This window comes from Burkholderia sp. AU18528 (assembly GCF_002223215.2).
GTDB classification, from domain to species: Bacteria; Pseudomonadota; Gammaproteobacteria; order Burkholderiales; family Burkholderiaceae; genus Burkholderia; species Burkholderia semiarida.
This window is the reverse complement of sequence record NZ_NKFC02000006.1, coordinates 1,109,201-1,122,356: the sequence shown is the minus strand read 5'-3', so window position 1 is coordinate 1,122,356 and position 13,156 is coordinate 1,109,201. Positions and strand designations below refer to the sequence as shown.

Genomic DNA, 13,156 nt, shown 5'->3' with positions numbered 1-13,156 from the left:
GACGGCGCGCAATACGCGCGCCGTCGTCAGAACCGCATCGTAGGCGCGCGCCCATCATGAGGCAAACGTATTTTTTTGATCAACTCATGTATTTTTAGAATACACGACGCACGACAGGTCATAGCGGCCTGTCTTGCCCTGTCAATCCGGATACGTAATGCGCTCCGGCTCGCGCCGCATGATGATCTTGCCGTCGCGCATCGACAGCGTGGCCTTCGCCTGCCGGCGCACGGCTTCGTAGTCGCTGTCCGCGTCGAGCACGACGAGATTCGCCGGACGCCCGACCTCGATGCCGTACCGGTCGCCGAGATGCATCGCCGTCGCGCTGTGGTCGGTCACGAAGTCGAGGCAGCGCTGCAAGTCCTGATAGCCCATCATGTGGCAGATATGAAGGCCCGCATCGAGCACGCGCAGGATGTTGCCGTTGCCGAGCGGATACCACGGATCCTTGATCGAATCCTGCCCGAAGCACACGTTGAGCCCGGCGCGATCGAGTTCCGCGACGCGCGTGACGCCGCGCCGCTTCGGAAACGTGTCGAAGCGCCCCTGCAGATGGATGCTCTCGGTCGGGCACGAGATGAAGTTCAACCCGGCCCGCTTCAGCAGCCGGAACAGCTTCGAGCAGTACGCGTTGTCGTACGAACCCATCGCGGTCGTGTGGCTCGCGGTGACGCGCGCACCCATGCCGCGCACGCGCGCTTCCTCCGCGAGCACTTCGAGAAAGCGCGATTGCGGATCGTCGGTTTCGTCGCAGTGCACGTCGACGAGGCAGCCCGTGCGTTCCGCGAGATCCATCAGGAAGCGGATCGAGCTGACGCCCTGCTCCCGCGTGTTCTCGAAATGCGGAATCCCGCCGACGACGTCCGCGCCGAGCTCGATCGCCTGCTCCATCAGCGCGCGGCCGCCGTCGAACGATTCGATGCCTTCCTGCGGGAACGCGACGATCTGCAGGTCGATCAGCCCGCGCGCCTCGTCCTTCACTTCCAGCATCGCCTTCAGCGCGGCGAGCGTCGGATCGGTCACGTCGACGTGCGTGCGCACGTGCTGGATCCCGTGGTCGCGCAGCATGCCGATCGCCGCATGCGCGCGCGCCTTCGTGTCGTCGTGCGTGATCGTCGCCTTGCGCTCGGCCCAGCGCTCGATGCCCTCGAACAGCGTGCCGCTCATGTTCCACGCGGGCTCGCCGGCCGTCAGCACGGCATCGAGGTGGATATGCGGCTCGACGAGCGGCGCAATCGCGAGACGGCCGCCGCCATCGATATGGTCGGGATTCGTCGACGCGATCGGTGCGGCTTGCGCGTCGATGCGCGCGATCGTGCCGGCGTCGATGCCGATCGTGAACAGGCCGTCTCGGCCGCGCAGGCGTACGTTGAACAGGTTCATGGGGGAGGCCTCTGGTCGTATGCATGAACACGGCCGCGCGATCTGCGTCGGCGGCCGTGCGGTCCGGACGACCAGTATGGAGGAAAAGCGGCGACGCGCGTACGTGCCGTGCATGTTGCATCGGCACGACAGCCGGGCCGCGCCGGACGGACGCCGCTCGCCGGTCGTCACGCAAGAACCGCCTGCCCGGCGCGCGCAACACGTCGTGTCGGTTTTGTGAACGACTCTTGCCGGATCTGGAACGGTGCGCTCGCGGCCGCCACGCCCTTGCGCACGCCGCGCATTCCTATACTTGCGCCGAACTTTCGTTTCCAGTCCCACACGCAGGAGCTTCACGATGAAAAAAACCCTGATCGCCGGCGCGGGCGCCGCCGCCCTGTTCGCGCCGCTCGCCCACGCGCAAGGCTCGGTCACGCTGTACGGCCTGATCGACGCCGGCATCGCCTATACCAACAACGCAAGCGGTGCGTCGCAATGGCGCATGACGACCGGCACGATCAACGGCAGCCGCTTCGGCCTGCGCGGCACCGAGGATCTCGGCGGCGGCCTGAAGGCGCTGTTCGTGCTCGAAAACGGCTTCAACGCGAACAACGGCGGGCTCGGCCAGGATGGCAAGCTGTTCGGCCGTCACGCGTATGTCGGCCTCGGCCAGGCCGGCTACGGCACGCTGACGCTCGGCCGCCAGTACGACACGATGGTCGACTTCGTCGCGCCGCTGTCGGCGACGGCCGGCGATTTCGGCGATACGGGCTTCGCGCATCCGTTCGACAACGACAACCTGAACCACTCGCTGCGCATCAGCAACGCGGTCAAGTACACGAGCGACACGATCGCGGGCTTCAAGGTCGGCGCGCTGTACGCATTCTCCAACTCGGCGAATTTCAGTGCCAACCGCGCGTACAGCGTGGCCGCGAGCTACACGAACGGCCCGCTGAAGCTGGCCGGCGCGTACCTGCAGATGAACGGCACGAAGGGCTCGACGAGCGCGAGCCCGGGCGCGCTCGATTCGGCCGAGGCGAAGAGCCTGAACCAGGGTGGCTGGTCGATCGGCTCGGACCGCATGCGCACCTACGGCGGCGGCGTCGGCTACGTGTTCGGCCCGGCGACGGTCGGCTTCGTCTACACGCGCTCGCAGTACGACAACACGGGCGCGTTCGGCTCCAGCGGCCAGATCGCGTTCAACAACTACGACGTGAACGTGCGCTATGCGGTCACGCCGGCCGTCAGCGTCGGCGCCGCCTATGTGTACACGGACGCCAGCGTGTCGAATCCCGACAGCAAGCACGGCACCGCTCCGAAGTGGCATCAGGCCAACCTGCAGGCCGTGTACAAGCTGTCGCGCCGCACCGACCTGTACGCGGAAGCGATGTTCCAGCATGCGTCCGGCCGCGGCTACCACGCGTTCATCAACACGTCGGGCGGCGCATCGAGCACGGCGAACCAGGTGGTCGGCACGATCGGCATGCGCACGCGGTTCTGACCGGCATCGCGTAACGGTGCCCGTGCGCACGGCGCCCGTATGCACGGCGCCCGCGTTCGCTCACGGGTTCGGCCAGTGCGGGCGACGGCACCAATGTTGTGCTTTCTGGAAGGCAGCCCTCCTGAAATCGGGGTGTTTGCGCGTGGCAGCGCTACGTAGACTGACGTCGAAGGTCGCAGCCGGGCGTCAGGCGCCGCTGCGGTCACCCACCCCGTATTCAGGAGAACCTCGTGAAATTGCTCGTCGTAACCGCCGCCGCTGCCGTCCTGCTTGCCGCACCGGTCCTGTCGTTCGCCCAGCAGCCGACCTCGCCCGTCACGCGCGCGCAGGTGCTGCAGGAACTGATCGATCTCGAATCGGTCGGCTACAACCCGGCGCGCGGTGAAGTCGGCAACTATCCGGACGACATCCTGGCCGCGCAGGAACGACTGCAGGCGAAGCGTGTCGCCGCGAGGAAAGCGGCGCAGGCCGCTTACGGCCCGGCCGGCGAGCCGGCAACCGAATCGGGCGCGGCGGCCAGGCCCGCGCTGTGACGGCGCGCGTCACTCGCATCGGGCATCCATTGCGAGCGGCGCGTATCCGGTGTTTGCATGAAGCATGCCGCCGCGCGCCGATGCGCGCGCGGGGTTCCGATGGCCTGCGTTCAGGCGGCCTGCGGTTCGCGGTCGATCGCGTTCAGCATCTCGACGTCGCGGGCGATCATCCCCGGCACCTGCGCACGCAGCATCTCGACCCAGGTCCGCACCTTCGCATCGACGAAGCGGCGCGACGGGTACAGCGCGTGCACGTTCATCTTCTGCAGGATATGCGTGGGCAGCACACGGACGAGCGTGCCGTCGCGCAATGCGTCGATCGCCGAATACACCGGCAGCATGCCGATCCCGATGCCGTCGCGGATCGCGAGCGCGAGCGATTCGGCGGTATTGGTCTGCACCGGCCCGGCGACGTGGATCTGCTCAACGCCGTCGGGCCCTTCGAGCACCCATTCGTGCGTCGGGAACGCCGGCGTACACAGCGTCAGACACGCGTGCGCGGCGAGATCCTGCGGGCGGGCCGGCGCGCCGTGCCGTTTCACGTAATCGGGCGATGCGCACAGAATGCTGAACGTCGAGCCAAGCAGGTGCGACACGAGCTCCGAGTCGGGCAGCGACGACGCGGTGACGACGGCCATGTCGCTCGTGCCGTCGAACAGGTCGGGCATGCGCTGCGACAGCGACAGCTCGATCGAGACGTCCGGAAACTGCGCGTGATAGCGCGTCAGCGCGGGCAATACGTAGTGATGGCCGACGCTCGCGAAGCTGTGCATGCGCAGCACGCCGGCCGGGCGCTCGTGCGCGCAGCTCGCCTCTTCTTCCGCGCGGTCCACGTCGGCGAGGATCTGGCGGCAGCGCCGCAGATAGTTTTCACCGGCCGACGTGAGCGCGAGACGGCGCGTCGAGCGATTCATCAAGCGGGTGCGCAGGCGCGCCTCGAGCTCCGATACCGCGCGCGACATCGCGCCCGTGGTCGAATTCAGCGATTGCGCGGCCGCGGTGAAGCTGCCCGTCTCGACGACGCGCGAAAACACCCGCATGTTTTGTAGGGTATCCATTCCTGTGAGCAACCTGTAGCGGAGCCGTCATTTTCCTCCACCGAATGCGACAGATTGTTACTCCGGCTGCAACTATCGTTTCCCCGCAACTGCGTTAATGCGCGGGCGCCTCACTCCTACAATCGGCGCCTCACCCGTCGAACGGACCCGTTCGGGCGTCCCGCGGCACCTTGCGCGGTCGGCCCTGGGCCCTCTTTTCATGAAGCCACAACCTGCGATCGAGCGACCTTCCATCGAACCCGCACGATGGAGAGCATGGCTCGATCCACTCGGCAACGCGGCGCGCGACTGGGCCGCGACCGACGGGCTGATCTGGCTGCACCTCGCGAAAACCGTGCTCGCGGCGCTGCTGGCGATGGGCATCGCGATGCGCCTGGAGATGTCGCAGCCGCGCACCGCGATGACCACCGTGTTCGTGCTGATGCAGCCGCTGTCGGGGATGGTGTTCGCGAAGAGCTTCTACCGCGTGCTCGGCACGGCGGCCGGCCTCGTCGGCGCGCTCGCGCTCGGCGGGCTGTTCGCGCAGCAGCCCGAGCTGTACATGGCCGGCATCACGCTGTGGATCGGCGGCTGCATCGCACTCGCGGTGCGCAACCGCCACTTCCGCTGGTACGGTTTCGTGCTCGCCGGCTACACGGCCGCGCTGATCGGCCTGCCGGCCGTGATGACGCCGCAGACGCTGTTCCAGTCGGCGCTCACGCGCGCCGCGGAAGTCGCGCTCGGCATCGCGTGCTCGGGCGCGGTCAGCGCGCTGATCCTGCCGTTGAGTTCCGCGAAGGCGCTGATGCGTTCGTTGAGCGCACGCCACGCGACGTTCGCGGCATTCACGGCCGGCGCACTGGCGGGCGACGTCGCACGCGGCGATTTCGAACGGCGCTTCGCCGACTTCGTCGACGACATCGTCGGCTTCGAAGCGAACCGCGCGTTCGCGTCGTTCGAGGATCCGCACATTCGCGCGCGCAGCCGCCGGCTCGCGCGGCTGAACAGCGAGTTCATGAACGCATGCACGCGGCTGCATGCGCTGCACCAGCTCGTCAAGCGGCTGCGCGCGAATCGCTCGGACGCGGTGCTGGAAGCGCTGGCGCCGCACGTCGACGCACTCGCGCTGCGCTTCGCCGCGTTGCGCGACGAACGCCAGCGCGGCATCGCACCGACCACCGGCGCGCTGCTCGACCTGCGCCGCTTCCATGCCGCGCTGCCGAAGGCCGCGCGCGCGTCGCGCCGGGCGCTCGAAGACCACGCGGCCGGCGGCCTGCTCGACTTCGATACCGCGATCGAGCTGCTGTACCGGTTCATCGGCGAATATCTCGGCTACGTCGACACCTACGCGTCGCTCGACCAGGACGATCACGCGTTCGAGCGCTCGGTCACGCATTACGCGGTCAAAACCAATTCGTTCTTCGTCGGTTTCGCGTTCCTGCGCACGGTGATCGCCGTCGGTGCGATGAGCGCGTTCTGGATCGCGTCCGAATGGCCGAGCGGCTCGCTCGCGGTGATCGCCACCGCGATCGCGTGCGCACTCAGCTCGACCTCGCCACGCGCGCCGAAGTTCGTCGCGCAGATGGGCGTCGGCGCCGCGTTCGCGACCGCGGTCGGCTATGTGTTCCTGTGCTACGTCTATCCGAACATCGACGGCTTCCCGCTGCTGTGCGCGGCGCTGGCTCCCGTGCTGGGCCTGGGCGCGTTTCTCGCGATGCGGCCAGGACTGTCCGGCTACGGGATCGGCTTCGCGGTGTTCTTCTGCCTGCTCGCGGGCCCCGACAACACGATCGCGTATACGCCGGAAGTGCTGATCAACAACGGGCTGGCGGTCGTCGTCGCGATGCTCGCATGCTCGCTCGTGTTCGCCGTCGTGTTCCCCACCCACATGCCCTGGCTCACCGGCCGGATCGCGCACGACCTGCGCCGCCAGGTGACGCTTGCGTGCGAAGGGGCGCCGAACGGCCTCGCGCAGCGCTTCCAGTCGAGCACGCACGACCTGATGGCGCAATTGCGTACGCTGCTCGTGCGTCGCACGCGGCAGCATCGCGATGCACTGCGCTGGATGCTGTCGACGCTCGAGGTCGGCCATGCCGTGATCGACCTGCGCGACGAGCTGCACGCGTTCCGCGCGTCGAAACCGCCGCAGACGCTACGCTGGACCGGTTCGATCGATGCGGTGCTGCTGGAACTGCCGCGCTTCTTCGACGATCCGACGCCCGCCCGCCATGCGCGCACGCTGAAATCCGTGAATCTCGCGATCCGCGCGGCGCAGCACGCGCTGCAGGCGTGGTACGCGGTGCCCGACGCGCGCCGCAACATGCAGCGGATCGTCGGCTGCCTGCACTTCATGCGCAGCGCGCTGCTCGACAAGGACGCGCCGTTCAACCGGCACCGCCATTGAAGATGGATGTGCGCGCAACGGGATCGTTGTTCCGGATGGAAATAAGCTCTACGGCCCCGGCGATTAATCTTTAAGCAGTGCGAGCCTATAGTTTCCTCACTGCCAGCGAGGCTGGCACCCACCCAGGAGAACCCAAATGAAGCCGCTGCACCTCGCCCTCGTTGCCCTGTCGCTCACCGCTGCCGTCGCCCACGCGCAGCCGGCGCCGGCAGACGCCGCACCGCAACAGGCGAACCGCGCCGAGGCGGTCCAGGCCGCCGGTCGCGTCGATCGTGCGCAATCGAAGCAGGAGGACCCGAACGCGTGCGTCGGCCCCGTCAGCTTCTGCAACATCTACTTCGGCAGCTGAGCATGATGCGACGTCGTCACGGCCAGGCCCGCATCGCCCGCATCGCATGCATCGCATCCGCGGGCGGGCGGCGGCCCGGCCGATCGCGGCCCGGCCGATCGCCACACCGCCGTTCCGCCCCACGCCGTTTCGATTGAAGCCGCGCTTGCCGTCTCACGCGCCGCGCCCCGGCCGCCAGCCCACTTCGCGCAACGCATCCAGCAAGCGCGCCGGCCCGATCCCTTCGACCCGCGCCCCGCGCGACTCGACGTCGCCGCCCGCGACCAGCGCATTCACGATCGCCTCCTCCACCGCTTCGGCCGCCGCGACGAACAGCGCGGAAATATGGTCGTTGTTGACCATCCGCACGCCGCTGGTCGGCATACCCTTGCTGCCGTAGTTCGCCGCGGGCAAGCCGTCGTTGCCGGTGGCGAACGCAAGAAAGATGTCGCCGCTCGAATCCTCGGTGCCACCGCCGACGCGGGCGAGCCCGACGCCCGCGCGCTGCGCGAGACGCGTGCATTGATGCGGCAGCAACGGTGCATCGGTCGCGATCGTGACGACGATCGAGCCCATGCCGGCCTCGCCCTTCGCGCCTGCTTCGCGAAACGGCGAATGCACGTGCCGCAGCACTTCGCCGACCGGATAACCGGCCACGCGCAGCATCTCCCGCACGCCGTAGTTCGCCTGCACGAGCGCGCCGACGGTCCAGCCGCCCGCATCGCTCGCCAGCACGCGCGACGCGGTGCCGATGCCGCCCTTGAACTCGTGGCAGATCATGCCCGTGCCGCCGCCCACGCCGCCTTCGGCGATCGGCCCCGACTGCGCGGCGGCCAGCGCCTGCGAGACGTGTGTGGCATTCACGTGCTGCCCCCAGATGTCGTTCAGCAGTCCGTCGTAGGTCTCCATCACGACCGGCATGCACCAGTACACGCGCCCGGCCGCCGCTTCGCGTTCGTTCGCGACGAGCGCGTCGCGCACCGCGCCGACGCTGTGCGTGTTCGTATAGGCGATCGGCGTCGTCAGCAGGCCGGCTTCGCGGATCCATTCGAGCCCGGTCGCGTCGCCGTTGCCGTTCAGCACGTGCACGCCCGCGAAGCACGGCGAATCGTGCGCGGCGCCCGCGCGCGGCTCGATGACGGTGACGCCGGTGTGGATCGACGCGTCGCCGTTCTCGACGTTCAGCGTGCAGTGTCCGACCCGCACGCCCGGTACGTCCGTGATCGCGTTGAAGCGGCCGGGCGTGCCGAGGCCGATGCGGATGCCGAGATCCCTCGTGCGCATGATGCGATTCCTCCAGTCTTTCAATCTTTCAATGGTTCGATGTTTCGGTGCTGCAAGATGTCGATCCGGTGCTCAGAGCGCGCGGAATGCTTCGCTGTGGCGCGCCCAGGCCACGTACATCGCGAGCGCCGCGACCAGCAGCCCCGCGATGATGATCAGGTCGGTCGGCTTCGTCGCCGTCGCGAGCGTCGTGTAGAGCGTATACGCGGCGCCCGCCACCGCGACGAGCGGCGTCACGGGCCACAGCGGCATCCGGTAGTGATGCTCGACGTCGCGGCGCACGAACCGGCTCGCGAGCGCGGCCAGCCCGACGACGAGGTAGATCAGCAGCAGCAGGTCGACGGTGAACGCGGTCAGCTCGTCGAGGCTCGACACGAACACGAGCCCGGCCGACGGAATGGCCAGCGCGATCGTCGCGAGCCACGGCGATTCGAGGCGCGGATGGATCGTCGAGAACGCGCGGTTGCAGGTGCGCGACCAGAGCGCATGCCGGCCGCTGCTGTACAGCAGGCGGCCCATCGTGATCACGATCGCGATGATCGCGTTGAACACCGACAGGAAGATCCCGCCGCTGACCACGCGCGACACGGCCGGATTGCTCAGCGAGCGCACGACATAGCCGATCGGATCGGCGCTCTTCGTCAGTTCCGTCAGCGACGGCGCGCCGAGCACGATGGCGGTGAGCGGAACCAGTTCGACGACGAGGATCACGAGCAGCGAATAGATCACCGCCTTCGCGACGTTGCGGTTGCCGCCGCGCAGGTCTTCCGCGAGATAGGCGGCCGAGCCGAAGCCGTTGTAGCAGAAGATCGCGGTGCCGATCGCGGGCACGATGGCCGCGAGCGTGGCCGGCGCGAGCGCATTGCCGCTCGCGACGACCGGTGCGATCAATACGTCGGCGCCGCGCTGCGGCGAACCGAAACCGAGGCCCGCGATCAACATCAGCACGCCGATTTCGACGACCAGGAACGCGCCGGTGATCCACGCATTCGTCTTGATGTTCAGCATGCCGAGCAGATAGCTGAGCAGCACGATCGTCAGCGCGACCGACTGGTTGCCGAAGTGCGTGCCGAGCGCGTTGTTCAGGTACGGCGCGGCGCCGCTCGCGAGCACCGCCGGGATGAACACGCTGACGGACAGCACCGTGATGAAGGTCAGGTAGCCGGGCAGCGTGCCGAACACGCGTTTGGCCATCACGTATTCGCCGCCCGCGCTGCGGTGCGCGGCGCTGAGTTCCGCATAGCAGAGCGCGAAAGCGAGCGCGAGCACGCCGCCGAGCACGAACGACAGCACGGCGCCGCTGCCGGCCTGCTGGATCGCGAACGGCGCGATCACGAAGATCGAGCTGGCCGGCGTCACGCCCGATACGGTGATCATCACTGCGTCGCGCACGCTGAGCGTCTGCGACAGCGCGCGCGGCGCGTCTTCCGTTGCAGAGGCCGCTTGCAGCGTGCCCTTGGATTCCGACATCATCGCCATTTCGTTCTTCCTGTGCCGCGTTTTTTTGAACACCCATACTCGGGCCCGATTGATTGCGTGGCAGTCTAGGAAGCCAATTTCAGGACCGCTATTCCCCCTTCGTGTTACGCCCTTCCGGTGGTGGTATGGATCGTCTCTTTTCCGAAATCGCGATGCACCAGGCGCTCGGCCGCGCAATCGATCATCTCGGCCAGCCGCGCTTCTGGCGGTTCCTCGTGCTGCTGCTCAACGAAATGGCGCCGTTCGACAACGCGCTCGCGACCGCGGTCGGCCGCGACGGCGTGCCGCTCGTGCTCGACGAATACGACACGGGCGGCACCGATACCGCGTCGCCGGTACCGCTTTACCTCAATGGGTTATATCTGCTCGATCCGTTCCTGCAGGCCGCGCACGACGGGCTCGCCGACGGCTGCTACCGGCTCGAGGAAGTCGCGCCGGACCTGTTTCGGCAGAGCGAGTATTTCCTGAGCTATTTCCGCGACGCGGTCGGCGACGACGAGATCCAGATTCTCGTGCGGCCGAATGCCGATACGCTGCTGTCGCTGTCGCTCGGTGCATCGGCGCGCTTCGACGTCGAGCCGCTCGGCAAGCTGACGGCCGCGATGCCGTGGGTGCTCGCGGTCATCCGGCAGCACTGGCGGCTGGTGGGTGATGCGGCGCGCGCGACGCCCGATGCCGATCTCGGCGCGCGCGTCGAGCAGGCGCTCGCACGCTTCGGCGCGGGCGTGCTGACCGACCGCGAGATGTCGATCGCACGCATGGTGCTGCGCGGCAATTCGTCGAAGGCGATCGCCGAGCGGCTCGCGATTTCACCCGAAACGGTGAAGGTGCATCGGCGGCATGTGTACGCGAAGCTCGGGATTTCGTCTCAGCCGGAGCTGTTTTCGCGGTTCATTCAGGCGCTGGGGGACGATGCGGCCGGATGAGTGCGTCGGCCGGCACGCGCGGGCCGGGCTCGGGGACGGACGCCGAATACCGACGCATGACGACGATCGTCGCGCCGTTGCGCGCGGCCTACGTGCGGCCGATATGCCCCCCGATCTTCTCGCAGCGTCGCCAAAAACCGCCTATCGTGAAGAAGGCGCCCGTTTGCCGCCATTCGCCCCGGGTCGCTCGCTCGCGCGGGCGGGCGGCGACGGCGCCGTGCTCCGGCACCATTCATCGCGATTCCGGCGCACGCTCGCCCGTGCGCGATCGCGGCCGCTCACCGGACTATCAGGAGGCACTCATGAAAGCCGCGCTGCTCGTCAGCTCCGCCCTGCTCGCCATTGCGTCAGCTTCGGCCACGGCCCAGGGTTCCATCACGAAGGAAGAAAACGGCGCACTCGTCGCCGCGAACGGGATGACCGTCTACACATTCGACAAGGACAAGCCCAACGCCGGCACCAGCGCCTGTTCAGGCCCATGCGAAACCCTCTGGCCGCCGTACAAGGCCAGCGCGACCGACGTACCGGTCGGCCCCTACACGATCGTCAAGCGCGACGACGGCAGCCCGCAATGGGCGTACAAGGGCAAGCCACTGTACTTCTTCTCGAAGGACATGAAACAGGGCGAGCGCAACGGCGACAACTTCAAGAACGTGTGGCACGTGGTCGCGCCGTAAGCACGTAAAAAGCCCGCCGCCGATCGGCGATCGGGGCGGGCCCTGGCAGTTCCGCAGGTCGCACCGGCTGGATGCAGCCGGTGCGCGCGTCAGCTCAGCGGTTCGACGGGAAGCTGAACACCGTTCCTTCGCGCACGCCGGCGGACGGCCAACGCTGCGTGATCGTCTTGCGCTTCGTGTAGAAGCGCACGGCATCCGGGCCGTACGCGTGCAGATCGCCGAACAGCGAACGCTTCCAGCCGCCGAACGAGTGATACGCGACCGGCACCGGCAACGGCACGTTGATGCCGACCATCCCGATCTGGATGTTGTCGCTGAAGTAGCGTGCCGCTTCGCCGTCGCGCGTGAACAGGCACGTGCCGTTGCCGTACTCGTGCGCATCGATCAGCGCCATCGCCTCGTCGAGCGACTTGAGGCGGATCACGCCGAGCACGGGCCCGAAGATCTCGTGCTGATAGATCGGCATGCCGGGCTTCACGTTGTCGAACAGGCACGGGCCGAGGTAGTAGCCGCCGTCATGGCCGTCGACCTTCACGCCGCGACCGTCGACGACGAGCGTCGCGCCCGCCGCCACACCCGCCTCGACGAAACCGGTGACCTTCTCGAAATGCTGCTGCGTGACGAGCGGGCCCATGTCGACGCCCGCGCCGTTGCCCGGGCCGACCTTCATCTTCTCGATCTCGGCCTTCAGCCCCGCGACGACCTGGTCCCCCGTTTCGTCGCCGATCGCGACGACGAGCGGAATCGCCATGCAGCGCTCGCCGCACGAGCCGTACGCGGCGCCCATCAGCGCGTTCACCGCGTTGGGGATATCGGCATCCGGCATCACGACCGCGAAGTTCTTCGCGCCGCCGAGCGCCTGCACGCGCTTGCCGTGCGCGCACCCGGTCGCGTAGATATATTCGGCGATCGGCGTCGAGCCGACGAAGCTCACCGCCTTCACGCGCGGATCGGTCAGGATCGTATCGACCGCTTCCTTGTCGCCGTTCACGACGTTCAGCACGCCCGGCGGCAGGCCGGCTTCGAGCGCGAGCTCGGCCATGCGCAGCGTCGACGACGGCGTGCGCTCGGACGGCTTCAGCACGAACGTGTTGCCGCACGCGACGGCCATCGGCCACATCCACAGCGGCACCATCACCGGGAAGTTGAACGGCGTGATGCCGGCCGCGACGCCGAGCGCCTGGAACTCGCTCCACGAATCGATCGCGGGGCCGACGTTCTTGCTGTGCTCGCCCTTCAGCAGCTCGGGCACGTAGCTCGCGTACTCGACGTTCTCGATCCCGCGCTGCAGTTCGCCCATCGCATCGGCGAGCACCTTGCCGTGCTCGGCCGTGATCAGCGCGCACAGTTCTTCCGCGTGCTCCTCGAGCAGCGTCTTGAAGCGGCTCATCACGCGGGCGCGCTTCAGCGGCGGCGTGTTGCGCCATGCCGGAAACGCGGCCTGCGCGGACGCGATCGCGGCTTCGACGGTCGGCTTGTCGGCGAGCGCGACGCTCTTGTGCGATTCGCCGGTGGCCGGGTCGAACACCGGCTGGACGCGGCTGCCGCCGTCGACGCGCTTGCCGTCGATCAGGTGGCCGACGGTGGAGGTCACATTGCTGTCGTGTTTCATGGTTCGGGCTCTA

At 67.8% G+C, this 13,156-nt stretch carries 11 protein-coding genes; 6 read left to right on the top strand and 5 right to left on the bottom strand.

Annotation, left to right across the window (positions count from 1 at the left end):
• Positions 1-141 precede the first annotated feature (141 nt).
• Entirely contained in the window at positions 142-1,383 is a 1,242-nt protein-coding gene (codA, locus tag CFB52_RS21910; RefSeq protein WP_099317418.1) for a cytosine deaminase, read from the bottom strand.
• 337 nt (positions 1,384-1,720) lie between these two features.
• Here codA and CFB52_RS21900 point away from each other — a divergent pair, with 337 nt between their 5' ends.
• Entirely contained in the window at positions 1,721-2,863 is a 1,143-nt protein-coding gene (locus CFB52_RS21900; RefSeq protein ID WP_099317417.1) for a porin, read from the top strand.
• Positions 2,864-3,093: 230 nt separating this feature from the next.
• A complete protein-coding gene (locus CFB52_RS21895; protein WP_099317416.1) occupies positions 3,094-3,396 on the top strand; it encodes a DUF4148 domain-containing protein in 303 nt (100 codons plus the stop codon).
• Positions 3,397-3,506: 110 nt separating this feature from the next.
• Here CFB52_RS21895 and CFB52_RS21890 read toward each other — a convergent pair whose 3' ends face one another.
• Complete coding sequence (locus CFB52_RS21890) at positions 3,507-4,454, bottom strand: LysR family transcriptional regulator (protein WP_099317415.1); 948 nt, start codon at positions 4,452-4,454, stop codon at positions 3,507-3,509.
• 199 nt (positions 4,455-4,653) lie between these two features.
• On the opposite strand from CFB52_RS21890, the gene CFB52_RS21885 reads away from it, so the two are divergent.
• Positions 4,654-6,837, top strand: a complete 2,184-nt coding sequence (locus tag CFB52_RS21885) for an FUSC family protein (protein ID WP_099317414.1) — start codon at positions 4,654-4,656, stop codon at positions 6,835-6,837.
• Positions 6,838-6,973: 136 nt separating this feature from the next.
• Positions 6,974-7,186: a hypothetical protein gene (locus CFB52_RS21880; protein ID WP_059574472.1), complete on the top strand. Its 213-nt coding sequence runs from the start codon at positions 6,974-6,976 to the stop codon at positions 7,184-7,186.
• 153 nt (positions 7,187-7,339) lie between these two features.
• On the opposite strand, the gene CFB52_RS21875 is transcribed toward CFB52_RS21880, so the two are convergent.
• Together CFB52_RS21875 and CFB52_RS21870 are read right to left on the bottom strand one after the other, a co-directional pair.
• Positions 7,340-8,449 (bottom strand): P1 family peptidase, encoded by a 1,110-nt coding sequence (locus tag CFB52_RS21875; RefSeq protein WP_099317413.1) that lies wholly within the window; start codon positions 8,447-8,449, stop codon positions 7,340-7,342.
• Between the two features lie 72 nt (positions 8,450-8,521).
• Positions 8,522-9,928: an APC family permease gene (locus CFB52_RS21870; protein WP_059608909.1), complete on the bottom strand. Its 1,407-nt coding sequence runs from the start codon at positions 9,926-9,928 to the stop codon at positions 8,522-8,524.
• A gap of 125 nt (positions 9,929-10,053) precedes the next feature.
• Between CFB52_RS21870 and CFB52_RS21865 the strand changes: the two genes are divergently transcribed.
• Entirely contained in the window at positions 10,054-10,854 is an 801-nt protein-coding gene (locus CFB52_RS21865) for a LuxR C-terminal-related transcriptional regulator (protein ID WP_060310995.1), read from the top strand.
• A gap of 302 nt (positions 10,855-11,156) precedes the next feature.
• Complete coding sequence (locus CFB52_RS21860; protein ID WP_059574669.1) at positions 11,157-11,531, top strand: hypothetical protein; 375 nt, start codon at positions 11,157-11,159, stop codon at positions 11,529-11,531.
• Between the two features lie 94 nt (positions 11,532-11,625).
• Here the strand turns inward: CFB52_RS21860 and CFB52_RS21855 are convergent, their stop codons facing one another.
• A complete protein-coding gene (locus CFB52_RS21855) occupies positions 11,626-13,143 on the bottom strand; it encodes a CoA-acylating methylmalonate-semialdehyde dehydrogenase (protein ID WP_059608910.1) in 1,518 nt (505 codons plus the stop codon).
• Positions 13,144-13,156: the final 13 nt, after the last annotated feature.

Bases quoted from the DNA above. Each gene is read 5' to 3' on its own strand.
- CFB52_RS21875 (WP_099317413.1), bottom strand. From the start codon at position 8,449: ATGCGCACGAGGGATCTCGGCATCCGCATCGGCCTCGGCACGCCCGGC.
- CFB52_RS21865 (WP_060310995.1), top strand. From the start codon at position 10,054: ATGGATCGTCTCTTTTCCGAAATCGCGATGCACCAGGCGCTCGGCCGC.
- CFB52_RS21880 (WP_059574472.1), top strand. From the start codon at position 6,974: ATGAAGCCGCTGCACCTCGCCCTCGTTGCCCTGTCGCTCACCGCTGCC.
- CFB52_RS21890 (WP_099317415.1), bottom strand. From the start codon at position 4,454: ATGGATACCCTACAAAACATGCGGGTGTTTTCGCGCGTCGTCGAGACG.
- CFB52_RS21860 (WP_059574669.1), top strand. From the start codon at position 11,157: ATGAAAGCCGCGCTGCTCGTCAGCTCCGCCCTGCTCGCCATTGCGTCA.
- CFB52_RS21900 (WP_099317417.1), top strand. From the start codon at position 1,721: ATGAAAAAAACCCTGATCGCCGGCGCGGGCGCCGCCGCCCTGTTCGCG.
- CFB52_RS21870 (WP_059608909.1), bottom strand. From the start codon at position 9,928: ATGGCGATGATGTCGGAATCCAAGGGCACGCTGCAAGCGGCCTCTGCA.
- CFB52_RS21885 (WP_099317414.1), top strand. From the start codon at position 4,654: ATGAAGCCACAACCTGCGATCGAGCGACCTTCCATCGAACCCGCACGA.
- CFB52_RS21855 (WP_059608910.1), bottom strand. From the start codon at position 13,143: ATGAAACACGACAGCAATGTGACCTCCACCGTCGGCCACCTGATCGAC.
- codA (WP_099317418.1), bottom strand. From the start codon at position 1,383: ATGAACCTGTTCAACGTACGCCTGCGCGGCCGAGACGGCCTGTTCACG.